Source organism: Pontixanthobacter luteolus (genome assembly GCF_009828095.1).
In the GTDB taxonomy this organism is placed as follows: Bacteria; Pseudomonadota; Alphaproteobacteria; order Sphingomonadales; family Sphingomonadaceae; genus Pontixanthobacter; species Pontixanthobacter luteolus.
In genome coordinates, this window is sequence record NZ_WTYP01000002.1 from 1,062,771 (window position 1) to 1,087,805 (window position 25,035).

The 25,035-nt window shown below is 59.2% G+C and carries 22 protein-coding genes, 1 tRNA gene and 1 pseudogene; 12 read left to right on the forward strand and 12 right to left on the reverse strand.

Annotation, left to right across the window (positions count from 1 at the left end; translation table 11 throughout):
- Positions 1–187: 187 nt before the first annotated feature.
- Positions 188–361: pseudogene (locus GRI43_RS13995) on the forward strand (DUF2155 domain-containing protein); the annotation flags it as partial.
- A gap of 35 nt (positions 362–396) precedes the next feature.
- Here GRI43_RS13995 and aat read toward each other — a convergent pair.
- Entirely contained in the window at positions 397–1,134 is a 738-nt protein-coding gene (gene aat / locus GRI43_RS13495; RefSeq protein WP_202391714.1) for a leucyl/phenylalanyl-tRNA--protein transferase, read from the reverse strand.
- Between the two features lie 113 nt (positions 1,135–1,247).
- Between aat and GRI43_RS13500 the strand changes: the two genes are divergently transcribed.
- Together GRI43_RS13500 and GRI43_RS13905 are read left to right on the forward strand one after the other, a co-directional pair.
- A tRNA-Trp gene (locus GRI43_RS13500) sits at positions 1,248–1,323 on the forward strand.
- A 164-nt stretch (positions 1,324–1,487) separates the two neighbouring features.
- Positions 1,488–1,637 carry a hypothetical protein gene (locus GRI43_RS13905; protein ID WP_202391715.1) on the forward strand — a complete coding sequence of 50 codons (150 nt, stop codon included), beginning with the start codon at positions 1,488–1,490 and terminating at the stop codon, positions 1,635–1,637.
- Positions 1,638–1,749: 112 nt separating this feature from the next.
- Here the strand turns inward: GRI43_RS13905 and GRI43_RS13505 are convergent, their stop codons facing one another.
- Positions 1,750–3,288: an alanine/glycine:cation symporter family protein gene (locus GRI43_RS13505; protein ID WP_160731593.1), complete on the reverse strand. Its 1,539-nt coding sequence runs from the start codon at positions 3,286–3,288 to the stop codon at positions 1,750–1,752.
- A gap of 236 nt (positions 3,289–3,524) precedes the next feature.
- Here GRI43_RS13505 and secE point away from each other — a divergent pair, with 236 nt between their 5' ends.
- Both secE and nusG read left to right on the forward strand, forming a co-directional pair.
- Positions 3,525–3,731 (forward strand): preprotein translocase subunit SecE, encoded by a 207-nt coding sequence (secE, locus tag GRI43_RS13510; RefSeq protein ID WP_160731594.1) that lies wholly within the window; start codon positions 3,525–3,527, stop codon positions 3,729–3,731.
- Between the two features lie 58 nt (positions 3,732–3,789).
- Positions 3,790–4,326 carry a transcription termination/antitermination protein NusG gene (nusG, locus tag GRI43_RS13515; protein WP_160731595.1) on the forward strand — a complete coding sequence of 179 codons (537 nt, stop codon included), beginning with the start codon at positions 3,790–3,792 and terminating at the stop codon, positions 4,324–4,326.
- Between the two features lie 170 nt (positions 4,327–4,496).
- Here nusG and GRI43_RS13520 read toward each other — a convergent pair whose 3' ends face one another.
- Entirely contained in the window at positions 4,497–5,171 is a 675-nt protein-coding gene (locus GRI43_RS13520; RefSeq protein ID WP_160731596.1) for a PspA/IM30 family protein, read from the reverse strand.
- A gap of 284 nt (positions 5,172–5,455) precedes the next feature.
- On the opposite strand from GRI43_RS13520, the gene rplK reads away from it, so the two are divergent.
- Entirely contained in the window at positions 5,456–5,887 is a 432-nt protein-coding gene (gene rplK, locus GRI43_RS13525; RefSeq protein ID WP_160731597.1) for a 50S ribosomal protein L11, read from the forward strand.
- A 4-nt stretch (positions 5,888–5,891) separates the two neighbouring features.
- Complete coding sequence (gene rplA / locus GRI43_RS13530) at positions 5,892–6,587, forward strand: 50S ribosomal protein L1 (RefSeq protein ID WP_160731598.1); 696 nt, start codon at positions 5,892–5,894, stop codon at positions 6,585–6,587.
- 111 nt (positions 6,588–6,698) lie between these two features.
- Here the strand turns inward: rplA and GRI43_RS13535 are convergent, their stop codons facing one another.
- The 6 genes from GRI43_RS13535 to GRI43_RS13560 all read right to left on the reverse strand — a co-directional run bounded on the left by GRI43_RS13535 (position 6,699) and on the right by GRI43_RS13560 (position 14,283).
- Positions 6,699–7,610: a GNAT family N-acetyltransferase gene (locus GRI43_RS13535; RefSeq protein ID WP_160731599.1), complete on the reverse strand. Its 912-nt coding sequence runs from the start codon at positions 7,608–7,610 to the stop codon at positions 6,699–6,701.
- The gene (locus GRI43_RS13540) at positions 7,610–8,584 is read right to left on the reverse strand and encodes a polysaccharide deacetylase family protein (protein WP_160731600.1); all 975 of its coding nucleotides are present in this window, start codon (positions 8,582–8,584) and stop codon (positions 7,610–7,612) included. The genes GRI43_RS13535 and GRI43_RS13540 overlap by 1 nt, the downstream gene beginning before the upstream one ends.
- A gap of 65 nt (positions 8,585–8,649) precedes the next feature.
- Positions 8,650–9,405: a competence/damage-inducible protein A gene (locus GRI43_RS13545; RefSeq protein ID WP_160731601.1), complete on the reverse strand. Its 756-nt coding sequence runs from the start codon at positions 9,403–9,405 to the stop codon at positions 8,650–8,652.
- A 46-nt stretch (positions 9,406–9,451) separates the two neighbouring features.
- The gene (locus GRI43_RS13550) at positions 9,452–10,954 is read right to left on the reverse strand and encodes a flavin-containing monooxygenase (RefSeq protein WP_160731602.1); all 1,503 of its coding nucleotides are present in this window, start codon (positions 10,952–10,954) and stop codon (positions 9,452–9,454) included.
- Between the two features lie 102 nt (positions 10,955–11,056).
- A complete protein-coding gene (locus tag GRI43_RS13555; RefSeq protein WP_160731603.1) occupies positions 11,057–12,097 on the reverse strand; it encodes an ACP S-malonyltransferase in 1,041 nt (346 codons plus the stop codon).
- Entirely contained in the window at positions 12,094–14,283 is a 2,190-nt protein-coding gene (locus GRI43_RS13560; RefSeq protein ID WP_160731604.1) for a thiamine pyrophosphate-dependent enzyme, read from the reverse strand. The genes GRI43_RS13555 and GRI43_RS13560 overlap by 4 nt, the downstream gene beginning before the upstream one ends.
- Before the next feature lie 114 nt (positions 14,284–14,397).
- On the opposite strand from GRI43_RS13560, the gene GRI43_RS13565 reads away from it, so the two are divergent.
- The 3 genes from GRI43_RS13565 (at position 14,398) to GRI43_RS13575 (ending at position 17,985) form a co-directional block, all read left to right on the forward strand.
- Positions 14,398–15,843 (forward strand): helicase HerA domain-containing protein, encoded by a 1,446-nt coding sequence (locus tag GRI43_RS13565; RefSeq protein ID WP_160731605.1) that lies wholly within the window; start codon positions 14,398–14,400, stop codon positions 15,841–15,843.
- Positions 15,844–15,970: 127 nt separating this feature from the next.
- Positions 15,971–16,981 carry an RICIN domain-containing protein gene (locus tag GRI43_RS13570; protein ID WP_160731606.1) on the forward strand — a complete coding sequence of 337 codons (1,011 nt, stop codon included), beginning with the start codon at positions 15,971–15,973 and terminating at the stop codon, positions 16,979–16,981.
- Entirely contained in the window at positions 16,981–17,985 is a 1,005-nt protein-coding gene (locus tag GRI43_RS13575) for an SH3 domain-containing protein (RefSeq protein WP_160731607.1), read from the forward strand. Before GRI43_RS13570 ends, GRI43_RS13575 begins: the two co-directional genes overlap by 1 nt.
- Positions 17,986–18,033: 48 nt before the next feature.
- Here the strand turns inward: GRI43_RS13575 and GRI43_RS13580 are convergent, their stop codons facing one another.
- Positions 18,034–18,690, reverse strand: coding sequence for a LuxR C-terminal-related transcriptional regulator (locus GRI43_RS13580; protein WP_160731608.1), 657 nt, complete (start codon positions 18,688–18,690; stop codon positions 18,034–18,036).
- 43 nt (positions 18,691–18,733) lie between these two features.
- Here GRI43_RS13580 and GRI43_RS13585 point away from each other — a divergent pair, with 43 nt between their 5' ends.
- Together GRI43_RS13585 and GRI43_RS13590 are read left to right on the forward strand one after the other, a co-directional pair.
- Complete coding sequence (locus GRI43_RS13585; protein ID WP_160731609.1) at positions 18,734–20,683, forward strand: sensor histidine kinase; 1,950 nt, start codon at positions 18,734–18,736, stop codon at positions 20,681–20,683.
- Positions 20,684–20,807: 124 nt separating this feature from the next.
- The gene (locus GRI43_RS13590) at positions 20,808–22,496 is read left to right on the forward strand and encodes a hypothetical protein (protein ID WP_160731610.1); all 1,689 of its coding nucleotides are present in this window, start codon (positions 20,808–20,810) and stop codon (positions 22,494–22,496) included.
- 82 nt (positions 22,497–22,578) lie between these two features.
- Here GRI43_RS13590 and GRI43_RS13595 read toward each other — a convergent pair whose 3' ends face one another.
- On the reverse strand, positions 22,579–23,667 hold the full coding sequence (locus GRI43_RS13595) for an acyl-CoA dehydrogenase family protein (protein WP_160731611.1): 1,089 nt from the start codon (positions 23,665–23,667) through the stop codon (positions 22,579–22,581).
- Between the two features lie 3 nt (positions 23,668–23,670).
- Entirely contained in the window at positions 23,671–24,867 is a 1,197-nt protein-coding gene (locus GRI43_RS13600; protein ID WP_160731612.1) for an acyl-CoA dehydrogenase family protein, read from the reverse strand.
- Positions 24,868–25,035: the final 168 nt, after the last annotated feature.

The following is a 25,035-nucleotide window of genomic DNA, read 5'->3' on the forward strand; positions in this document are numbered from 1 at the left end:
ATCGTGCGGGCAAAGCGGCCCGACCAAGCCCGAAGCAGTCGAAACTGAAATTCCCGAAGATCTGCAGGAAGCGGATCTGGTTCCTGCGCAGCCTGCGGGCGAGGCCGGTATCGGCACGCCGATGGCCGATCGCGTCGCCACCATCGGGCTGCTGAACAAACGCAACAATTTGTCTCAGGACCTGGAGATGTCGCCAGGCGAATCGCGCCGGGTCGGGGACATCATTGTCCGGCTTTCAGCGTGTGAGCGCACCGCTCCGTGGGAATTGCAGCGTGAAACCGGTGCCTTTGTTCAGGTGCTGGTCCGCTCGAAGACAGACGACGATTCGTGGAACCGGATTTTCTCAGGCTGGCTGTTCAAGAATGCCCCATCGGTCAACGTGGTCGAACATCCGATCTACGATGTCTGGGTCAAGGATTGCGCGATGAGTTTTCCGGGGGAAGGCAGCGCACCGGCTTCGCCTGCGGCCGCCGCGGCTCCTGCGCCTGAACCGGCTGAATCCCCGACTAGCGAAGAATAAGCTTCCGCCAAGGTCATCCGGGCGGGGCCTTTCGCCCCTTCGACCATTTTTACATAGCCATCCTGCTCGAGCTCGACTGCACCCAGCGAAGCAAGATGATCGGTCATGAACTGGCAGTCCAGAACCTCGTATCCGGCCTCGCGCAACAATGCGACTAGCCAGACAAGCGCCACTTTCGATGCGTTGTCCGCCAGGCTGAACATGCTTTCGCCGCAAAACACGCGGTCGAATGACACTCCGTAAAGACCGCCGACAAGTTTGCCGCCGTCCCAACATTCGATCGAATGCGCATGGCCCAGATCGTGCAGCGCGGCATAGCTTGCTGCAATCCGGCGGCTGATCCAGCTTTCTGGGTGGCCTGGACGCGGCGCCGCGCAGGCATCAACCACATCCGAAAACGCCTGATCGCAAGTCACCGTGAAGCGGTCTTTTTTGACCACTTTCCCCAATGATCGGCCCATCCGGAATTCGCCGAGCGGGAAAATTGCACGCTCTTTTGGTTCGACCCAGAAAATCTCCGGATCGTCGCGGCTGTCGGCCATGGGGAATATGCCACTGCGATAAGCAAGCAGGAGCATGTCGGATGGTATCAACGGCGGAATGGGTGCGTGCATCACCGCCAACCTAGTCATCCTGCGGCCATGATGAAAGGTGCCAAAACTTCGCCGGGATACGCTGTGCCCGCTTGCCAAGGGCGCGGCATCGCATTAGAGGCGCTGCTGCCTGGAGGGGCGTAGCTCAGTTGGTAGAGCGTCGGTCTCCAAAACCGAAGGTCCAGAGTTCGAGTCTCTGTGCCCCTGCCAGGCAAATTTCCCAAATCGCCGACTTGCCGCACCGGATGTGTGCCTGCGTTCGCGCTCGAACTTGTCCTATCTGAACCGAAGTCAACATTGCAGTTCAGGAACCATGCTGCCCATCCGTGCATTATCAGCGGTGGGACGAGGGGATTGAAGTTGGAGAAACGATTATGTCAAACTTGACCTATCGCAGCAGCCGCCCTGACAACTGGGTCCAGCCGCGTGCCTACAGCGATCCTTCGCAGCGTATGATGAAGCATGGCAGAATTCTTCCGATGGAAGAGCCGGGCTTTCTCGCGCGGTTGTTCGGCATGCGCTGACGCGCCTTGCGAATCAGATCGCGGGCCCGCTGGGTCCGTAAAACGAAAAGGGCCGGTCGCGATGACCGGCCCTTTTGTTTTGCCGTTTGGATCGGCGTTGGCAGAGAACCGGTCAGTATTCGTTCGGCTCTTCCGGCGTGTCGACGTGATGATCGGGTCCGGCCTTGCGGTCGCCTTGCGCCAGTTTGAAGACCACGCCCGACAACAGCGCCAGTGCCAGCAAGTTAGGCAGCGCCATCGCGGCGTTGGAAATATCGCCCATGCGCCAGACGAGCGTCAGATCCAGTGTGGAGCCGAGATAGATCACCACGCACCACAGCACGCGCCAGATCATGTGGAGGACCTTCTCGCCCGCACGGGTCGAACCGGGCACCCGGTCATAGATGAAGGTGATCGCCCGTTCCCCGTAATAGCTCCATGTCAGAAGCGTGGTGAACACGAACAGGATCAATGCAATCGAAGCGATCAAGGTGCCGATCGGCACATTGAAGATTTCGAACGGGAAGGCCGCAGCGAAGGCACCGCTGGTCATGGCAAAGCCTTGCAGATCGGAATTCCATGCATGGCGCACGACCTGATCGCCGGCGGTAAAGTTGCCTTCGACCGTCAGCATTACCAGCGCCGTCATGGTGCAGATCACGATGGTATCAATGAACGTGCCGAGCATTGCCATCCGGCCCTGCTGTTCAGGGTCGCTCGTCTGCGCCACAGCGTGCGCAATCGGGGTGGAACCCTGACCCGCTTCGTTGGAAAACAGCCCGCGTGCAACACCGGCCCGGATCGCCAACATGATCGCTGCCCCAGCAAATCCGCCCGTGGCGGCCTGCGGGTTAAACGCTCCGTCGAAAATCAGGGCGAAGGTTTCGGGCAGATCACCGAAATTCAGGATCAGCGCGATAATCGCCATCACGATGTAGGCACCGGCCATGAACGGGATGATCTTCTCAGCCACGCTGCCGATGGATTTGATGCCGCCGATAATGACGATGAACACGAGGATCGCAGTAACTGCGCCGCCGATCCATTCCTCAATCCCGAACAATTCGCTCATGCCGTCAGCAATCGCGTTGGCCTGTATCGAGTTGCCGGTCACCAGTGCGGAGAACAAGGTGCCGATACAGAACACGATGGCGAGCCAGGTCCATTTCTTGCCCAGGCCCAGCATGATGTAAGTCATCGGGCCGCCGCGATAGACGCCGTCCGATGTTTTTTCGCGGTAACGGATGGCCAGCGAACCTTCTGCAAAGGCCAGTGCCATGCCGATCAACGCGGTAACCCACATCCAGAAAATCGCACCCGGTCCGCCGAGCGCGATAGCTGTTGCGACACCGGCAAGGTTGCCTGTGCCGACCTGACCGGAAAGTGCGGTCGAAAGCGCGGCAAATGGCGAAATCTCACCGGCACCTTCGCCTTTGCGGCTTTTGAACAGCCCGGCAAATGCACTGCCCAGTTTGCGGATTGGATAGAATTTCAGACCGATCATGATCCACATGCCAATGCCCAGCAGGATCAGGGTCATGGGCGGGATCGGCTGGTCGCCAATGGAAAGCCACGGCAGCGGCTCCCCATTCCACGTGCCGCCCCAGATGAAATCGGAAACGTTTGTTACTTGGTCGATCAGACTGGTCGACCCGGTTGCATTTGCGGCCATTATTTGGCTCCCCCTCATGCGGAAATTGCTGGCGCGCACGCTAGAGTGATGCGCGGGTCAAGGCCAGCGCAAATGAGGTCGCAATCACCGCCTTGCTTTTACTGGCTTGCGGGCCTAGATGGATTTCCTCTTCCGACATCGGAGTTATAAAAGCCCCTCCCGATCTTGAATCGGGGCGGCGATGACCCCATCCCGGAAGAGACGAAATTTAACACGGGCAGCGAGAGCTGGATATTATGGCCGAGAAAAGCAGCAGGACTTCACCGGCGGAATTCCTCCGACAGGTTCAGAACGAAACCAAGAAAGTCGTGTGGCCAACACGTCAGGAAACGATCACGACCGCGATTTTCGTGGGTATCATGATGGTGATCCTGTCGATGTTCTTCCTCGGCGTCGATTCGGTATTCGGCTCGATCGTGAACTGGCTGCTTTCGCTGGCCTGACCGTAACGCGGCCCGCATGGCGGGCGGCACATTAAAGTTTATCTTACAGGGATTGCAGATGGCTCGCTGGTACATCATCCACGCTTATTCGGGTTTCGAGAACAAGGTTCGCGACGCGATCATCGCCGAGGCAGAGCGTCTTGGCCTTTCCGAGGGCGTTGAGGAAGTCGAAGTTCCGACAGAAACCGTGACCGAAGTGAAGCGCGGCAAGAAGGTTCAGGTCGAACGCAAGTTCATGCCCGGCTACGTTCTGGCAAAGCTGAACATGACCGACGACATCTATCACCTTGTGAAGAACACGCCGAAAGTCACCGGCTTCCTCGGTTCGGGCAACAAGCCGCAGGCGATTTCCGAAAAGGAAGCTGCACGGTATTTCGGCGGCGTGGAAGAAGCGAAGCTGGCCCCGAAGAAGCAAATCCAGGTCGATTACGAAATCGGCGATCAGGTCAAGGTTCTCGACGGTCCGTTCGCGAGCTTCAACGGCGTGGTCGAAGAGCTCGATTTCGACAAGGCGAAGGTCAAGGTTTCGGTGTCCATCTTTGGCCGTGCAACGCCGGTCGAGCTGGAATTCGAACAGGTCGAACTGGTCAAGTAAGCTGCTCCCCTCGGGGACTTACCACTAGAAATCAGATCCAGTCGCCGTTTATCTCGGGCAAATGGCGCACCAGTGCCGCGCCGGCAGAGTGCGAGCGGATAGCTCGTTCCCGGACCATTGATGTCTGGACCGTCTGCTGAGGCGCGGACCCTTTGTTTTTTACTAGGAGCTTATCCAGCCTTGCGCTTTTTGGCGGCTGGTTTGGCTGATTTGCGCAGCTTTTCCAACTCGGCATCGATCGAGGTTTCTCGCTGCATGGCGGCGATTTCCTGCTCGATCTGAGTGTGTGAAGGCGAGCTTCCGCCTTGCTGGTCATTGGCCAGTGCTACACGGCGTTCCAGTTCAGAAATTCGGTCCAAACGTTTGTCGTTCTGGCTGTCGCTGCCGGCACCCTGCTTGGCAGACGGTGCCGTTTCAGTTGCGGCCTCGACTTCGCGCAGCTTGTCATCGGTTTCAGCCAGTTTTCCGGCAAGCTGCTGGAGCGCTTCGCGTGCCTCGTCAATCTTCGCACCGAGGCTTTCGGCGTCGGCCTTGTGCTGCTCGGCGTTGATCTTGCAGTCTTCACGGGCGAGCAATGCTGAACGGGCCAGATCTTCCCGCCCGTGGTCCATGGCGATCTTCGCCTTGTCCGACCAGTCTTTGGCATCGGACTGCGCCTTGGCGGAGGCACCTTCCGTGCGTTCCTGCTGGCGTTCGAGCTTGCTGATCTCACCGTGCAGGGCAATGTCCGCCTCTTCGATTTCGCGGCGCAAGTGACGCAGCATCTTTGCAGGGCTCGAAGCGGATGCAACCATCGAAGAAACATTGTTGGAAACCAGCTCGCGCACTCGAATGACAATCTGCATGAATATTCCCCCCCTACACGGCCTAACGCACCGAATTCCGGTCACTTTTGCCTGTGATTACGTTAATGGGCGGTAAGTGCAAGCCAAGGGCGGCGATTTTGTCGCGCGCACTTGCCAACAAACCTTGCATTTGAGCCGTAATCCGCTATCTGCGCGCTTCCCAAGCAACAGCTTTGGAAAAACCATGCGGGAGGCGGGCGTACTCGCTGCTCGACCGCTTAACATGAACTTCGGCATTTGCGGTATTCCGTGATGCCGGGGCGATAGTGTGAAAGGAGGCCATCGTGGCCAAGAAAATTGACGGCTATATCAAGCTGCAGGTGCCAGCAGGCACTGCGAACCCATCACCGCCGATCGGCCCTGCGCTGGGTCAGCGCGGCGTAAACATCATGGAATTCTGCAAGGCGTTCAACGCTGCCACGCAGGACCTTGAAAAGAGTGCACCGATCCCGACGATCATCACCGTTTATGCGGACCGTTCGTTCAGTTTCATCACCAAGACGCCGCCTGCCAGCTACTACATCAAGAAAGCTGCCAAGCTGAAGTCGGGCTCGAGCGAGCCGGGCAAGGTTGTCGCCGGTTCGATCAAGCAGAGCCAGGTTAAAGAGATCGCAGAAGCCAAAATGGCTGATCTCAACGCAAACGATATCGATCAGGCAATGAAAATCATCGAAGGCTCCGTGCGTTCGATGGGCCTCGAAGTGGTGGAGGGCTGATCCAATGGCTAAACTGACCAAAACGCAAAAAGTTCGCGCTGAAATGGATCGCGAAAAGATCTACGGCGTAGACGAAGCAATCGCTACGCTGCGCGAGCACGCCAGCAAGAAGTTCGACGAAACCGTCGAGATCGCCATCAACCTCGGTGTCGATCCGCGCCACGCAGACCAGATGGTCCGCGGCATGGTTTCCCTGCCAGCAGGCACGGGCAAGGACGTGAAGGTTGCTGTGTTCGCACGCGGCGACAACGCAGAAAAAGCCACCGCTGCCGGTGCCGACAAGGTTGGCGCTGAAGACCTGATGGAAGACATGCAGGCCGGCAATCTCGATTACGATCGCGTGATCGCAACCCCTGACATGATGGGCGTTGTTGGCCGTCTTGGTAAGGTTCTGGGTCCTAAGGGCCTGATGCCTAACCCCAAGCTGGGCACTGTCACGCCGAACGTGGAACAGGCAGTCAAGGACGCCAAGGGCGGCCAGGTTGAATTCCGCGTCGAGAAGATGGGGATCATCCACAGCGGCATCGGCAAGATGTCGTTCAACGATGCCGACCTGAAGAAGAACTTCGAATCGCTCACTCAGGCAATCGTGAAAGCGAAGCCGTCGGGCTCGAAGGGCAAATACGTCAAGAAGGTCTCGCTGACCTCTTCGATGGGCCCGGGCCTGAAGATCGATCTCGCTGAAATCGAAGGCGCATAATTCGCGCTTTCCATTCGGTAGGAACTGAAATTGGGGCCGGGGGAGAAATCCTCCGGCCCTTTTTCTTTGTCAGCCGGCCCGGGTGGATTGTGGTGTCTGAGGCTGGGGTCGTTAGGCCCTAAGGGCGCGGCGCGCAGCGGCCAACGCACCGGTTTTCTCGGCCAGCGTACGTGCGGCGGCGACGCTGCTATCGAATGCAGCAAGCGAGCCGAGCAGCAAGCGGTTGGATGTATCGCGTTTCAGGAACAGGAAACTGCAACATTCGACGCTGTCGGTGCCGAACATCGCCTTGTGCGCGCCTTCGCCTTCGGTGAAATCGAAATAGCGATAGCGTTGCTCCGCAAACAGACGCTCGAGTGCTTCCAGTTGGAGAACGGTGCCTGGCGACAGCCGCGAATATGCGGGATCATAGCCTAGAAAAGCGTAGCTGATCGTTTGCTGATCTATGGGCAGGTAGAGGTAGCTGACCGGATCTCCATCGGCACACAGCAGGTAAGCGCGAACATTGCCGCTCTGCGCGAGGCGGCGCCGCTCGGCATGCGATGCTTCATCTTCCGGCAACCCCGCATCGAGCGATTTGGCCTGATAGGTGCGGCGCGAGAGGGGCAGCGCCAAATCGCGAAACTCATCCATCTCGGCTGGTGTGCGGAATTCGCGGAATTCGGCTGTACTGCCGATATCTTTCAGCAGCTTTCGATATTTGCGGCGCAGGGTCGAACGCGTCTTTCCTGAGAACCGGGCCATATAGTCATCAAAGGTTCCGGCCATGTCGATATAGTGCCGGCGGTACTCCTGCGCCCCGCCAATCATCATCTCCGGATGCTGTGCGAGCAGGCCCGCCACACTGCCCGCGGGCGCCGACAAAATGCGGTAGCCATCGTCTCCTGCGGAGAGTTCCGGCAGATTCAGGACGGCACCGCTCACAGCTTCGGGCAGGGACATCGACACGGTTTGGAGCGTTTTCGGGACCGAGAAGAGAACCTTGGAGCCAGCAACGAATTTTACAGGGACAGCACCGCTCATCAATTCGTCCCGTACATCAAGTTGGCTAGTGCCTGTTCTGCCAGGCGCAAGCCCGAGCGCACTTCGCTCAGTGGCAGGATGGCGTCCGGATCAATGGTCGTCGCAGGTTGCGGCGGCGTTCCTGTGAATGTCGCAGAATAGACGCCGGGCATCGCCTCCAACCCGGCACAGAACCGTTCAAACCGTTTCTGGATAATATGATTGATCTGCGACCTGTCCCGGCTCAGCAATTCGAAACTGTGCGAAACGACAGTGTAAGACGGAAATCCATTGGCTTTTGCATGCCGAATTGCAGCGAGCAGCTCCCAGGCGGAAAGCGCGGTGATCTGCGCATGGCGGTAGTCCTGGCCGAAATTTGCGACACATCCGATCGGAACAGCGATCACGCCTTCATGCTCCAGCGGCTGCCTGTCATTGCTTGAAAGCGAAATCTCGCAAGCGCCGTCCGGTATACCCGGTGGATGGCTGGTATCGTAGCCAATTCCCAATTCGCTAAGCGCCCGGAGGGTCACATCATTGGCCCCGTAATTACCGGCTCTGAAGGCGGTAGGCGGCGGGGCGCCCGCTGCCACCAAAACGTCTCTCGCGTAATCGAGGATAGCGAGTTGGTCTTCAAATTCGAAATCGGCGATATTGTCGCCGGTCCGGCTGCCAACCGGGTTTGCGTCTCCTGCAAGTTCCAGCCATTCGGTATGGACATGCAACTGCACATCATGGCCGCGCATGAGGATTGGCTCGACGATGTCGGTAATCGATTCGATCCCCCAGACCAGGGCTGGCATCGGGTCGACGAAGAACACGCCTCTGAGCCCGTGAGCATCGAATACGTCCATCTGGTAGGTTGTTCCCACCGATCCCGTCGGCGTGTCGCAGGCAATGGACCGGGCAAAATTTTCTTCGCGCAGGTGGACGCCCTCTGCCTTGGCAAAGCCAGCAGAATATTCGGTGTCGATCGTGATGTAGACCGCCGTCATGCCACCGACCTTAGCCGCGACAGGTTAAAACAGCGTATTCAGCCCCCGGGGCGGAAGGCCTGCGATCAGATGCCGCCGGGGGTGAAGTCGAAACCGGCCACACTCAAGCCATCGCAAAGTGTATCGACGCAGCTCTTCAGATCGTCCGCATCGGTTGAGCGGACCACGAAATTCGATCCGACCTTGCCTTCGCGGAAGAATGGATAGCTGCCGATCTGGCAATTTTCGTGCGCTTGCTCTGTTTCCCGCAACAGGTCCGAAACCTCACTCTCGGGAATCCAGCCGCCAACAGTCTCTGTCAGCAGCTGCGCGCCGCCTTCCAGCGTGCCGGTTAGCGCATCCAGCATACCTGCGGTGATGTGCGGGACCCCAGCCATCAGATAGAGATTGTCGATCTTGATGCCGGGCGCCCCGGATTTCTGATTGGGGATCAATTCTGCCCCATCTGGCACGCGCGCCATCCGCAATCGGCCTTCTGTCAGGCCGCCTTTGTCGGCGTAGTATTTTTCCAGGATTGCCCGAGCGGTTGGATGAATTACAACATCGACACCAAGTGCAGCCGCAATGGCATCGACAGTGATGTCGTCATGCGTGGGGCCGATCCCGCCGGTTGTGAACAGGTAATCATTGCGGGCACGAAGTGCGTTCACCGCTTCGACGATGCGTTCCTGCACATCCGCAACCACGCGCACTTCGTCAAGCCGGATACCCTGCACCTGTAGCCAGCTGGCAACTTGCGCAATGTTCTTGTCATGGGTGCGGCCAGACAGGATTTCGTCACCAATGATAACGAGACCTGCCGTATAGATTTTTTCGCTCATGCAAGCGGGTTAGGCGATTGCGACCGCAAGGTGAAGCGGCGTTTGCCTATTCTGCGGCCTCAAGCTGCTCACCTGGCAATTGCGCATTTGCACCAGCCTTGCGGAATGACAGCAGTCCATCATCGACAGGTTCTGTCATCATGATCTTGCGGTCGGCGATATATTCCTGGTTCAGACGCCATGGATAGGACACGGCATTTTTCGGCATGATATGCTTGCCGCGCTGAATGTAGCCGGATGAAAAGTCGAAAATGTCGTCCTCTTCCAATCCGTGATCCTGCGGCAGCACAGGCACGGCGATGTCGCTGCCCTTGCGCTCCATTTCGTTGAGCACGCGGCAGACGAAATCGGAATTGATGTCTGCCCGCAGCGTCCAGCTGGCGTTGAGGTAACCGAACACAACCGCGAGGTTGGGCAGGTTCGAGAACATGCAGCCCTTGTAATAGAACCGCTCGCTGAAATCGACCGGAACGCCTTCCTGGGTCACAGCGATCTTGCCTGCCACGGCCAGTTTCAGGCCAGTCGCGGTGACGATGATGTCGGCATCCAGCTTCTCGCCGCTTTCCAGCTCCACGCCGCCTTCGACGAATTTGGCAATCCGACCGGTTACGACGCTGGCCTTGCCCGACTTCATCGCTTCGAACAGGTCATCATCGGGTACGAGGCACAGGCGTTGATCCCACGGATCGTAGGGCGGGGTGAAATTAGAAAGATCGTAATCCTTGCCCATCGATTTGAGGATGCGCTTGTGAAGTCCCTGCTTCACTTTCTCTGGCTTGTTACGAGCCATCTTGAAGGAGAAGTCCTGCATCTTGATGTTTTTCCAGCGCGTGATCTTGTACGCCATTTCTTCGGGCAGGATCTTGCGAAGGAAGTTCGCCAGCGCGTCTTTCGCCGGGCGCGAGAACATCCAGGTTGGCGTGCGCTGCAGCATCGTAACATGCGCGGCCTTGTCGGCCATCGACGGGACGATCGTAACCGCCGTCGCGCCCGAACCGATTACGACGATTTTCTTGCCGGCGTAATCGAGGTCTTCCGGCCAGAATTGCGGGTGGATCACCTGACCTTTGAATTCGCCGAAATCGAAGCCCGGATCATAAGGCTCGTCGTAGTCGTAATATCCGGATCCGAGATAGACGAAATTCGCGGTCATCCGCTTGTGTTCGCCGTCGGGCATCTGGATGGTCACGTGCCAGCGCGCCTCGTCCCCGCGCCAATCAGCGGCGATTACCCGGTGCTGATAGCGGATATGTTCGCGGATGCCGCGTTCGTCGACGATGGTGTTGAGGTAATCCATGATCGACGGCGCATCAGCGATGCTTTTTTCATGCTTCCACGGTTCGAATACGAAACCCAGGGTATGCATGTCGCTGTCCGAACGGATGCCGGGGTATTTGAACAGATCCCACGTGCCGCCAAGGTTTTCACGCATCTCCACGATCGCATAGGAGCGGGTGGGGCAGTGCATTTCCATATGGGCTGCCATGCCAATGCCGGAAATTCCGGCACCTACAATCAGAACATCGAAATCGGGTGGTGTTGCCAGCATCTTTGTCTCTCCTGACCGCAGATAAGCACAGCCGAAGAGGAAATGCGAGTCAGGTTGCGAATGAGTACTGATATTGGCGTCGGACGGAGCTTGGCCCGGCGGTTAAACCACCAGAGAACGCTGGTCTTTCAGGCCCATTGACACGAGCAGCGGTTCGCTCTCCTGCACCGCCTTGAAGTCGGCCTTGCTACCCATTCCCTTCCATCCGGACAGAATCAACGATTGGGCGACCGCTCCGCCCAGTGTGGTGCCGGGGCCAGTGACGATGAACAGATCAGGGGCAAATTCACGGGCAGCGGTCCCGATGGCGCGGGTGAAATCATACGTCTGGGTGACCTGATGCCCCAGTGTGTATTCGCGCAGTGCCGCCACATCGCTGGCTTGCGGCCACCAGATCGCGCCGCGTCCATCGATCATCGGCAGTTCCGGCTGACGGAAGAGGTCAAGCCCCAACTGCTGGCGCCCTTTCGCAGCCACCGGTTCCTGCATGGGCGTATGGAACGCCGCATGGTTGCCTAACCGCATGGGGAAGCGGCCGTCTATCGGCTCGACCGTGTTCTCGAATGCCTTGAGGCCGGCTTCATTGCCCGCCAGCACCAGCATACCGCCAAGATGGATCGAAGGCAGGAGGATATGCTCTGGCCTGCTGTCAATATCCGAAACGATATCAAGCAGGTACTCTCGCCGTGTGTAATCAGGTTCCCAACCGTCGCCCAGGAACGGATATACCAACTGTCCGCCGATCAGTGCTTCTTGCATCAGGGTGCCCATGGTGTTGGCGACGGTGAAGCCGCTTTCCGGGCTGGTGGCACCGGCGCAGGCGAGCGCAGAATACCAGCCCATCGAATTGCCGGTCACTGCAACGATGTCGACCGCGTCACGGTCGAGCGACAGAAAATCGCCCACAGTGGCCGCAAAGATCAGGCCCGATGCATTGTCACCGCGTGTGTGGCGCGCAAGGCTGAACCTGTCGGCCCCATCAAGGTCGGACAGGGTGTCCTGCCCCATAGCCGAGCGCTGCTCGTCGAATTCCTGAAGCAGCCCCTGATCGGGAAAATGCGCGGCAAGATAACCAAGCTCGGTCTTGTTATAGGTCCCCCGGCCGGGGCAGATGACGACAGCGGTCTTGCGCGGATTGGTCACCGTGTCTCTCCCACAAGGCTGCGGGCGGCGGCGATTATGCTGTCTGCCGATGGCATTGTCACGGCGTAGGCCGGACCGGTTGGGATGAAGCTGTCTTCTGCCACCAGCCGCGCGTGGGGGACGTCCGATCTTTCAGTGAACAGGGCCATCAATGCCTCCGCAAGCCCGCCGGTTCTGCGTGTCTCGTCCACGATCAGAACATTGGCGCAGCCCGCGGCCGCTTCGAGCAGGGATTCCTCGGGTAATGGGGACAGCCAGTTCAGGTCGATCACCCGCGCATTGATACCGTCTCCAGCGAGCTTCGCCTGCGCCTGCCGCGAAAGGTATGTGCCGTTGCCGAAAGTCACGATAGCCAGGTCAGTCCCGTCTCCGTGGACCGATACCTGACCGAATTCGAGGCGCTGTGACGGGTCTGGATATCGCTGCATCCACAAACCGTCACCCTGCTCGTGCAGGTCGCGCATCGGATACAGCGCGATCGGTTCGAGGAAGATGACAAGCCGCTGCTCCTCGCGAGCCAGCCTTACGGCCTCGCGCAGCATCATCGCCGCGTTGGCACCGTTTGAGGGACAGGCCAGGATCACGCCCGGCACATCGCGTATCGCGGCGAAGCTGTTATCGTTATGAAAATGTCCGCCAAAACCCTTCTGGTAGCCAAGGCCCGCAATCCGCAGCACCATCGGATTGGTGTATTGGCCATTGGAAAAGAACGGCAGGGTCGCGCCTTCGCCGCGGATTTGGTCTTCCGCATTATGGTAATAGGCGAGGAACTGGATTTCCGGGATCGGCAGGAATCCGTTTTGGGCCATTCCCAGACCAAGGCCGAGGATGGATTGTTCATCCAGCAAGGTATCGATCACACGCGCCCGTCCAAACCGGTTGGCGAGTTTCTGCGTCACCCCGTAAACGCCGCCCTTACGCCCGATATCCTCGCCCATCATCGCGATCTCGCGGTGTTCGAGCATCAGGTCGGTCAGTGTCCAGTTGATCAAGCGCGACATGATCTGCGGCTGATCCATCTGTTTCATGTCGCCGCCAAAGGCAGCGGCGCGTTCTTCCGCCGTCGGCCCATTGGAGGGCGCGCATTCCCGTTTTGGCGGGATCAGGCTGGCCATTACGTCGCGGGCATTGTCCAGCCGGGGGCGCGAACAGGCCTCGTGCGCGATCCGGTCCACCCGTTCGCCTGTCCTGTTGTAGATATCGAGCGCCTGTGAGGGTGAAAGCGCGCCCGCCGTTTCCAGCAGCCTGACCGCATGCAGCAGCGGATCATTTGCCTCTTCAGCCTCGACCTCTGCCTTGGCCATATAGGTTGTCGGCACATCTGCCCCGGCGTGACCGTACAGCCGGATGGTGCGGATATGCAGGAAAGCCGGCTTGCGGCGTTTTCGAACATATTCCGCCGCTTCCTGCGCGGCGCGGAATGTTTCGTAGATATCCAGACCGTCGCAGCTGAAATATTTGAGGCCCGGGCGGCTGCTGAAATTGGCTGCGATCCAGCCTGTCGGGGTTTTGGTAGAAATGCCGATGCCGTTGTCTTCGCAGACCCACAACAGCGGCATCGGGATGTTCTGATAGGCAGTCCAGCTTGCCGTGTTGATCGCACCCTGAGCGGTCGAATGATTGGCCGATGCATCGCCGAAACTGCACAAGACGATCGCGTCGTCGGGCAATTGCTTGTGTTCGGGCGGCTGCCGTTTTGCGAGGCCGATCGAATACGCCGCTCCGACCGCCTTGGGCAGATGGCTGGCGATGGTCGATGTTTGCGGCGGAATCGTCAGCGCCTTTGATCCCAGCACCTTGTGACGGCCGCCCGAAATCGGGTCTTCACTGGAACACGCAAAGCTCAGCAGCATATCCCACGTAATCGTCTGCCCTGGCACCTGTTCGGCCCGCTGGATCTGGAATGCAGCGTCGCGGTAATGCAGGAATGCCATGTCGGTCGGGCGCAGCGCTGCGGCAATCGCGGCCATCCCTTCATGCCCGGATGATCCGATCGTGTAGAAGCCTTGGCCCTTGCTCTGCATCGCCCGGCTAGTGCGGTCCAGCGCGCGGGTCAGGCAACCTGACCGGTAGATCGATACGGCAAGCTCGGGGCTTAGCGGTCCCGAAGGCGCATGGCCTTGCGGAAGATCGCCTGCGGCTACACGGCGAAGGAAATTCTCGTGAACTATCTGGGCGCGGTCCATCCACCGCCTTTTGCAAATTCCGGTTTCAATGGAAACGACTTTCTCGTGAAACGGAGTGGGGAAAGCTGGCGCGCACGCCTTGGGCGTTGATGCTGCGCACGCTATCCAGCCAGTGTGAACACCGAAATCATTATCGGCGAAGACCGCACCGGCAAGCCGATTCGCATCGACATGGAAGAGCTGCTTGCCACCCGTTTGTTGGTGCAGGGCAATAGCGGCTCGGGCAAATCGCATTTGCTGCGGCGGCTGCTGGAAGAAAGCGCCGACATGGTGCAGCAGGTGATCATCGATCCGGAAGGTGACTTCACGTCGCTGGCGGACCTGTTCCCGCATATCGTGATCGACGGCTCGGCGCATTCGGTGGGCGAGATCGAGGCGCTGGCACGCCGCGTCCGCGAACACCGTGCCTCGGTTGTTCTGGCTCTCGAAGGGCTCGATGTCGAACAGCAGATACGGTGTGCTGCCCAGTTCATCGCGGCGCTGTTCGATGCCCCGCGCGAACACTGGTTCCCGGCTCTGGTCGTGGTCGACGAAGCGCAAATGTTCGCGCCAGCCGTATCAGGCGAAATCAGTGAAGAGACGCGCAGGCTGTCGCTGAACGCGATGACAAACCTGATGTGCCGAGGGCGCAAACGCGGTCTGGCAGGCATCGTGGCAACGCAGCGGCTGGCGAAGCTGGCCAAGAATGTCGCGGCAGAGGCGTCCAATTTCCTTATGGGGCGCACATTCCTGGACATCGACATGATCCGCGCCGCAGACTTGCTGGGGATGGAACGGCGGCAGGCCGAGCAGATCCGCGATCTGGAACGGGGCAGCTTTCTGGGTCTGGGGCCTGCCATCACCCGCCGTCCGTTGTCGATCCGGGTGGGATCCACCCGCACCGGAGCAAAAACCAACAGCAGCGGGTTGATGCCGTTGCCGACCGCCAAGCCGGACGAAATGGAGGCGCTGCTTCACGCCGAGTTGGAGGAAGCGGCTGCGCCTGCTGTGGAGCGGCCACTGCCTCCGCCTCCGCCGGAACCGATTTCGCGGAACATGGAAATCCTCGACGAACCGGCCCCGTCAGAACTCGCAGAAATGCCCGGAAACAAAGGTCCGAGCCAGCAGGATATTGCCGCAGAGGTTCTCGCGAAAATGGCATCGGACCCGTCCAGCCCGTTCCAGTCATCATCCCAGCTGTTCCAATCGTTCCAGATGCAGTGCCGCGCCGCCGGTGCGTTTGCGTCGGGCATCGACATGGAACAGTTTCGCCGCCGGTTCTCGATCGCCATTGCCGGGCTAGAGCGGCTGGAAGAGCGCCACCGCGAAACCGCGCTGGGCATGGCCGCAAATGTCGAAAGCGATATCCTTGCGCCTTATCTGGTGATCATCCGTTCCGCGCTTGAGGGGCGGACTGCCCCCGATCAGGATGAGCTTGCCGCTGCCTACGGAACCAGTTCACCGGGCCGCATCCGGCGGCTGCTCGATCATCTCGAAAGTCTGGGTCTGATTGTCATTCGCGAGGAGTATGGCGGCGGGCGCACGCTGATGGTCCCCGGTATCGAAGAAGCCAGCGCTTAGTAGGATCGGGTTCGGCAAAGGTACCGGATTGCCGCCCCTGCCTGCCCCTTCCAATTGGGGCATCCACCCCATGTGATCCCGCACCTTAAACCGCCATCAATCTGGCATGGTTTTGAGGGGTGATTCGATGATTTCAGCATTTCGTGCCGTGTTACTGCAAACGCGCTTGGCGTTGGCGGCGCTGTTTATTTCCTTTCTCGTCGCTGCGCCGGCAGCCGCGCAGGTGCCCGCAGATCTCAGGACCTTCGAGGAAATTTCCCCGATGGCTCCGCTGCCGATCGACGGGGTGTGGAGGTTGCAGGAACTCAATCGGCAGGTTCTGATCGAAAACGGTCACGTGATCGCCATGGAAGAATGGAACCACATGTTTTTGTGGACGGTGGAGCGCGGCATGGTGACCAGCACCGATTTACGCCAGACCGGTCCCAGCAGCTTTTCTGCCTACGATGCGTTGCTGAAACGCACCATGCAATGGACCGTACGCGAAGACGGCATCATCGTTGCAAGCGGCGGGAACGGGCTGCTTGACCCCAAATTCACGCTCTCTCCTATTGAGCTGGCTTATCCGGCCGCGTTCGAGGAACTTCGTGCGGGCCAGTATAATCCGGCGCCGGAATTGCCGGGCCCATTGCCCCCTCCGGCCATCCAGCCTGGACCTCAGCCAGTTCCGCTGCCAGGCCCGCCCCCCGGCCTGACAGTGGAACCCCAGCGCCCTGAACCGCTTGATCTGGACATCAGCATCACTGGCCCGATCCAAAATGGCGCGGGCAAGTGTCTCGATCTGCATGGCCCGGATGCCACGAAGCAGGGCGGCAAGGTCCAGGTCTGGAACTGCCTCGGCGGTGCCAACCAGCGTTTCCTGTATCTGGAAGATGACGGGCTGATCCTCACTGCCAGCGGTATGTGTCTGGAAGCTGTCGGGTCAGGCGACGGCGCAGCTGTGCAGGCGTTTGGATGCGACGGGAACAGTGCGCAGCTATGGACGGTGGTGCGTGTCCCGCTGGTCGGTACGGCTATCCGGCACAATGCGACGATGAAATGTCTCGATGCCGATGCAGCAGGGGCCAGCAATAATGGCGGGGTGGTTCAGCTGTGGGAATGCAACATGGCACCGCATCAGCAATGGTCAGTTGAATAATGCAGTCGCGCATTCTTTTGGCGGTGTTCGCTGGCTGCGCAGCGCTGATCGTCTCTGCACCCGCGCAGGCCGGATCAAAGCACCGTCCGGTGCAACTGGTAAAATGCGATGAACCCATTGGCTCGGCGGCGATCATAGAAGGTGATGCGCGCAGCTGGGTGGACAAGAAGCTGGGCAGCCCCAAGGCGCTGATTACCGCATTGGCCCAGCAGTCAGGCTGTTTTTCCGGTTTTGATCCTTCGACCGGGGAAAAAGCCGATTTCCTGCTCTCGATCGTAGCGGGGGACCAGGTGGAAGTTGCAACAGCGACCAGCCTCAACTCAGACCGGATGGCGACTGCCGCCGCCATCGCACAGAACAGCGGCCGCGGTGCAGGGCTGGGCACCGTAGGCGATGTTGCGGGTATGATTCCGCTTGCGGGCGCGGTGATGAACGGCCTCGCCGGAATGGTTGGCATCGGGAAGAAGAAGACCGTGGTCACCGGACTAACCCTTTCCAGCACGCTGGATGGCCAGCCCATTGCCGCCGGCACCGGGCTGGTGCAGCAGACAAAACTGAAATTCCACGATGATGATGACGATGCGATGGCGCGCCTGCCCGAAGGGTACTGGATGACCGGCGTGGAGGCGGCGACAAACGGTCTGCATTATACGAAGAAAGAAGACGGCCGGGAAATGGTGCACGGCTTCGTCATGGCATTTAACAATCTCGTGTCGCAGGCGCGCGCGATGGGTGTCGGGCAGATCGAAGAGCCGCCGCCAGTTGAGGAATTCGCTGAAGCCGCCGACGAGATCGTCGAGGTCAACCCCGATCCCGAACCGGTAGTTGTAAGGGTCGCGGCGCCCTCTGCGTTATATCTCGAACCGGATCGGACAGCCGAGGAAGTCCGGGCAATCCGCCCCGGTAACGAATTGACCGTAATCGGCGGGCTGGAGGGTATTTTTCTGCCCGTGCGCGATCCGTACGGTGTCCTCGGCTGGGTATCCGTCGAAGATCTTGAATAGGGTACGCGTTGTGGGGAGCGAAATTCCCGCCGGATTGGCCGGCAGCGTCTATTGGCTGCTGTTCGGATCAATCAGCCCTTCGCGCAGGGCAAAGGCGATCAGTTCAGCGGCGGAATGCGCCCCGGTTTTGCCCATCACGCTGGTCCGATGTCTGTCGACTGTCTTGATGCTGATGCCTAAAGTTTCGCCAATTTCGCGATTTGTCCGGCCGGCAACCACCTGGTTCAGAACCTGCCTCTCGCGGGTGGTCAGCGGTTCCGCCTCGCTTGCGGTTTCCAGCAGCTTTGCAAACCGGCTGCACACCACGCGCGCACCTTCCAGAATGCGCGGTACTGCGCGGGTCATTTCGCCCAGATCGTCGGATTTGCAGAAGATACCGTCAGCCCCGGTCGCAACCAGTTCTGCAATTTTCCCGCTGGCTTCGACACCTGTCAGAATGACGACTTTCGTTTCAGGCGACCAGCGGCGCGCCTCCAGCAGAACTTCGGTGCCGCCCGCATGAGGCATCGTCACGTCAAGCATGAGCAATTCGGGACGATGCTGGCGCACGGCCCTGATCGCCTCGATCCCGTTTTCGACCTCTTCGCAGATTTCGATGGTCTGGCCATCCATAGCGTCCGGATCGCTCAAAGTGGCAGACAGGGCGGTGCGGACAATCGCATGGTCGTCCGCGATAATCGCGCGATGTGGCCTGCCAAAGCTCATGATGATTGTCCCTGTTTGATTGGGGGGGTAGCATAACTTCCCGATGACCAGAAGATACCTCTTGCTGGCGCTGCGGCTATTGGCAGTTTTGAACGTTGCGGCGTTCGGTGCGGGGCAGGTTGCTGCCTCGGACATGCCGGGTGTGGTCGCAGTTGTGCCCGGGCAATCGGTGGAGCGGATCGACCGCGATGCCGTATATCTGCTGGCTCCGTCAGGCACGCCGATGAATGCAGCGCAGGCGCTTGCCGCGTTGGATGCGGGCGAGTTCAGCAAGGAGGTGCCAAGCGAGAGTGGCGCATCATTGCTCGAACGTGACCTGTGGATGGCAATCGCGTTGAAGAACACGGCAGGAGACGGGCAGGGCGATATTCGCAGGGTTCTGGGCCTTGGGGGAATTTTCGTCGACTACCCCCGGGTCTACCTTGCCGGGGACGGGGTGACGCCGACCGAGATACTGGGAACCAAGGCGGGGGAGGGGCAGCCGCTGGTGCCGCGCTATTTCACCTATATCCGCACACAAAGCTTCGACCTTTCGCCCGGCGCGACACGCATTGCACTGATAAACACTCATCTTAATGATCGCCCGACGCTTGGCGTTTTCCGGGAAGGCGAGCTTGGCAGCAGGCAGATCATCGCCACCTTGATCAAGGCCAGTTTTACCCTGACCCTGCTGGTGATCGGGATCGTGCTTGCCGTCATCTCGATACTTACGCGCCGCTGGCTCAGTTTCTTTGTTGCGATCGGTTTCGGCTTTGTGATGATCCAGGTTGATACTTCGCTTTATTCGACTGCGTTTGCGAGCACACCGCAGACCGGACGGATGGTGTGGGAAATCATGACCGTGTCGCTGATTTTCTACCTTTATTACGTGTTCCTGTTCGCCTGTCAGGAGACGCTACGCTTGCGAAAGTACCCATGGCTTGGTGTTATCGCGATCCTGTTGCCGCTGCCGCTGATCTGGATTGCAATCAATTCGGATGCGACGACCGACATAATCTGGGCCGTTTACATCGCACTCATTCTCCATGCTGTCACAATCGGAATGAAGCTGGATATCGATCCGAATTTGCGGCGTTTGACGATGATCCTGCTGCTGCTTTGTGTGGCGGCAGCGATCCTGGTTGAACCCTATTATCTAGGTCGGACGCTGCCCGATTTGACGGTCGAATATATCCGGGATGCGATCCGTCTCACCGCAGGCTTCGCAATGCTGATCGTCGTTCTGGTCGACGTTCGGCGCAGCAGTGCAGAGCGCGTGCGGCTGGCGAATGAAAAGCTGGCGGCAATGAGAACACAGGCCGAAACCAATCAGCGCCTGCTGGATATGGAGCGCAGTTATTCCCGCGCGCGAGAGGCCGCCACGCGGCGCAAGCATCAACTGGCCGCGGCCAGCCATGACATCCGTCAGCCTCTCTTGGGACTACGTTCAGCACTCAACAACGAGTCTGGCAGCCTGTCGACCGGGTTGCAGGCCCGGCTGGGCGAGGCAATCGACTATCTCGAACATCTAACGAATGAATACAGCGACCGTGAGGACTCGGTTGCAGCGCCGATGAAGCCTGATGAAGCCTATTCTCTGGACCTGATCGTCAGGGCGGTCGGCGACATGTTCGGCAGCGAAGCGCAGGCGGCTGGCATAGCCTTCACAGCGGCCTCCACCGATTGCCAAACAGACATTCCGGCGCTGGCGCTGATCCGTGCCACCAGCAATCTGGTCGCCAACGCCCTGCGTCATGCACAGGCGAGCACGATCACACTGACTGTCGAGCATCAGGATGGCTGTGTAATTACCGTGCGCGATGACGGTCAGGGCATGGATGAAGCCACGCTCTCTGCGGTCCAGACAAGGGGCACAAAGGGAACCGAATCCGATGGGGACGGTCTCGGTCTGGCGATCGTGCATGAACTGGCACATCGCCACGGCTTTACTTTCGAACTGCAATCTTCGCCCGGCCACGGCACGGCTGCGCGGCTAATTCTTTCGAAGGCATGAACAACAGCTAGCCGCTTTTGGGGTATTGCCCCCATTCTGGACAGACCCCTCCAAGCCTAAACAGAATTCACGGAACACCGCCGGACTGGCCACATCGGTCAGATCATAGATGGGAGTGAAGATTATGATGGCACGGGAATGGAAACTTGCAATTGGCGCGTCGGTATTGACGCTGGCCGCAGTTGCAACGCCTGCGCAGGCACAAGATCAGACTGCACAGGCTGAAGCTGCCAATTCGGATGACGGATCCGAGATCGACGGGGCAGCCGCAGGCGCGATTGTGATTGGCGGCGTGGTTTCCGGTTATGCCGCAAGCCAGATGGCTGAATCCTCGGTTGAGGCGATCGCCGAAGGGCGAAACAACCTCGCGAAAAAGTCGCTGGAGAAATTTACCGAGCGCGAACTGGCGCGGAACCCCAATGATGCGCAGGCAAGGAAGCTGGCCAAGAAGCCGAGCAGCCTTCTCGATGTGCAAAAAGCATCCAGTTCGCGGAAGGCCGCCACCAAGGCTGCCCGGCCTGCGAATGTGGCGAACACCGATCTGAATAAGCTGCTCGCCCGTGGTGAAGCGGCGCAGAATGCGCGGGCTGCAAAGGTTGCAGGTTCGGCGGACGAGCTGGCAGATCTTGGCCGCAGGGGCGATGTCAGCAAGGCGGTCCGCCAGAATGCGGCGGTCGCAAAGAAACCCAAGAGCAATATGAGAGTGCGGTTCCGCGATCAGGTCAAGGGGCCCGGCACCGGTTCCGCCCGCGTGGCAGGTTCGGCGGATGAACTTGCCGATCTTACCCGCCGCGGCGACCTGGCAAAGGGCGCGCGATCGGCAAAGATTGCCGGATCTGCTGATGAGCTGGCCGAACTCGGCCGCCGCGCCGACATTGCCAAGGGCACACGCAGGTCTGCGCAGAACGTGGCCAAAGCAGCCAGCGGCGGCGATACCTTCGCGCGGCAATTGCTGAGCCCTAAAGGAGCCAAAGCGGACGTTGCGAAGCTGGTTGCCAAAGCCGATGCAGCGCAAGTCGTCCGGGGCGGGAAGCTGGTCAATGAAGGTCAGTTGATGCGCAATATCGCCGACAAGGGCGGCGACATTTCGAAGATCAACAAGGCAGGCCGGACTGCGCAGGTCGCCCGCGGTGCAGGTGGTTTGAAAGCAGCCTCAACAGCAGGTGATGCGGCGAAAATGGCCAAAGCAGCCAAGACTGCAAAAATGGCAAAAACCGCAAAGACTGCTGCGACAGCCGCCAAGATTGGCAAGGGCGGCAGGGCCGCGCTTGCCGGGACCGGTGTCGGGGCGGTGATAGTCGTCGCCGAAATCGCCGGCACTGAAAGCGTGAAGGCGCTGACCGGTGCCGAGCTTCAGGATCCGGTCAGCACGACTTTCCAGTACGGGGCTGCGATCTTCGACAAGGATGTCACCTTGGGCGATGTCGCGAAGCAGCGGATGGACCATCACAAGGAGAACTTCCGCAAAATTGGCGAAACGCTGACCACCAAGGGCAAGCTGAAAGAAAACCTCAAGGCCTATGGGCAGGAGAAAGGCGAGAAGATCAGCCAGTTTGCGGGCAAGATGGATCAGGCTGACCGCACGGCCCGTGCCGGATTGCAGAATGCGACGGGCGTCAAGGTTGACCGCGTTTCGGACACTAGAGACCGTTACGCGAATGCTCTGGCCGGTGACGACAAGGTCAAGAATGTAACCGCAGTGGCCAAGGACCGGGCAAAACACCACACCGATAACGCCAAGCGCGCGGGCAAGAAGATCGGCTGCGGAATTGGCAATCTGTTCCGCAAGAAAGACAAAGACAAGAAGTGCTAATTGCCTGGCTCGTCAAACCAGCAATGAAAAAGGCCGCGCAGGATTTGTCCCGCGCGGCCTTTTTTACGTCAGTTCAGATTTTTCAGGCAGCTTTGCTCAGTTCGATAAACCGGCTAAGATGCAGGTCATCATCGCCCAGAACATGGCCCAGCATGGTCATGCGTTTCGCATAATGTGACAGCGGCAATTCCCAGGTCATACCGATGCCGCCGTGCATCTGGATTGCTTCTTCGGCAGCCAGACGGCCAACCTGACCGATGGAGAATTTTGCCGCAGAGCAATAGCGGTCACGTGTCGCCGTATCCTTGTCGAAATAGGCAGCAGCATTGATCGCGGCGGACCATGCCTGTTCAATTTCCAGCGCTAGCGTTGCCATCCGGTGCTGCAGGGCCTGGAACTTGCCGATTGGGATGCCGAACTGCTTGCGCGTCTTGAGGTAATCGAGAGTGCTGTCACGCAGCACCTCCATCACGCCAACAGCTTCCCAGCTTGTCGCGACGAGACCAGCGGCGATTGCTGCATCGATTGCGCCGGCATCGTCGCTGATCAGCTTTGCCGGTGTGTTCGAGAGAGTCAGTTCACCTGCCGAACCGCCATCGATCAGCGGGTAATCGCGGGTGCTGGCGCCGCTTGCGCCGCGTTCGACAAGGAAGCTGGCCGTGCTGCCATCCATCTCTGCCGTCACCACGATCAGATCGGCGCTGCCGAGATAGTCGACAACACCCTTCTGACCGGTCAGCGCCCAGCCATCGCCTGACTTGGCAGCCGTGGTCGCATCGACCGGACGCCCATCGGCGCTGACTGCTGGATCGTTTGCAAAGGTCAGGATCTTCTCGCCGCTGATCACGCCTTCCAGCGTGTCGGCGTCGCCTGCAGCCTCAAGCACCTTGCCGGCCATCAATGTTGCCAGAAACGGCCCGGTCGAGAGCGCTCGTCCGGCTTCCTTGAATACCACACCAATGTCGAAGGGTGATCCGCCGAAGCCGCCGGCATCTTCGCCGAACAATGCGCCAAGCACGCCCAGTTCAGCCATTCCGTTCCAGACATCGCGGTCGAACCCAGCCTCGCTCGCAATCGCAGCTTCACGAACTTTCCAATCCGCCTTGTCGGCGAAATAGCGGGAAAGCGAATCGACCAGCATCTGCCGGTCTTCACCAATTGAGAAATCCATGAATTAAAGCTCCAGTACCGCTTTGGTGATGATTTCGCGCTGCACCTCGTTCGAACCGCCGAAGATCGAGAGCTTGCGATTGTTGAAATATTGGCCGGCAACCGGGGCCGCCCATTCGGGGCCGACGGGTTCGCCATTATAGCCTTCGTCCAGCGCTTCATCGATGAACGGCTGGGCATAGCGTCCGGCAGCGCGCCGCATCAGGTCGTTCATTTCCTGCCTGATTTCAGTCCCGCGAATTTTCAGCATGGAACTTTCCGCGACCGGGGCATGACCTGCGCCGGCAGCATCGAGCACGCGAAGATTGGTCGTCTTCATATTCTCGAGATCGATTTCAAGCTTGGCGAGACGCGCGGCGTACAGCGGGTCTTCCGACAAGGGCTTGCCATTGCGGTACGTGGTGTTGGCTACCTCTTTCAGACGCTCGAACATGGCGATCGATGCGCCAACGCCTGCGATGTTCGTCCGCTCGTAGGTGAGCAGATACTTCGCGTAGGTCCAGCCCTTGTTCTCTTCGCCGACCAGGTTTTCGACCGGTACTTTCACATCGGTGAAGAACACTTCGTTCACCTCTGCATCGCCGTCCAGCAGCTTGATCGGACGCACTTCGATGCCCGGTGTTTTCATGTCGATCAGCAGGAAAGAAATGCCTTCCTGACGTTTGCCTTCATTGCTGGTCCGCACGAGGCAGAAAATCCAGTCGGCGTGCTGACCCAGCGTGGTCCAGGTCTTCTGCCCGTTGACGATGTAGTGATCGCCTTCGCGCACAGCCTGCGTTTTAAGGCTGGCAAGGTCGGAACCTGCGCCCGGTTCGGAATAACCCTGACACCACCAGTCGGTGCCGTCCAGAATACGCGGAAGGTAATGGCGGCATTGCTCTTCGCTGCCGTATTTGATCAGCACCGGGGCCAGCATCGAAGTGCCAAACGGGACGACGCGCGGAGCGTGGGCGATCGCGGTTTCCAGTTCGAAGATGAAGCGCTGCATCACGCTCCAGCCAGTGCCGCCCCATTCTTCGGGCCAGTGATTGGCCAGCCAGCCGCGTTCGTGCAGGATCGCGTGCCATTCTTCCATGTCTTCTTTCGACAGTCGCTGTCCGGTGCGAACCTTGTTCGCCAGACGCGGAGGAAGCTTGTCGTTCAGGAAGGTCCTGACCTCCTCGCGAAAAGTTTCGTCTTCGGGGCTAAAATCCAGATCCATTGATAGTGCCTTTCCATCTCCATCTCGCGCCATAGCGCGATTCCCGCAGGAGCCTAGACCATCGGCACGCGTGTTCACAGAGAGTTCCGAGCACAAGGTGTTGCAAAAAACTGAGCAAATATGGTCTGGCAAGCTTACCAGGCAGTCAGGCGCAAGCTATTCGCGCGC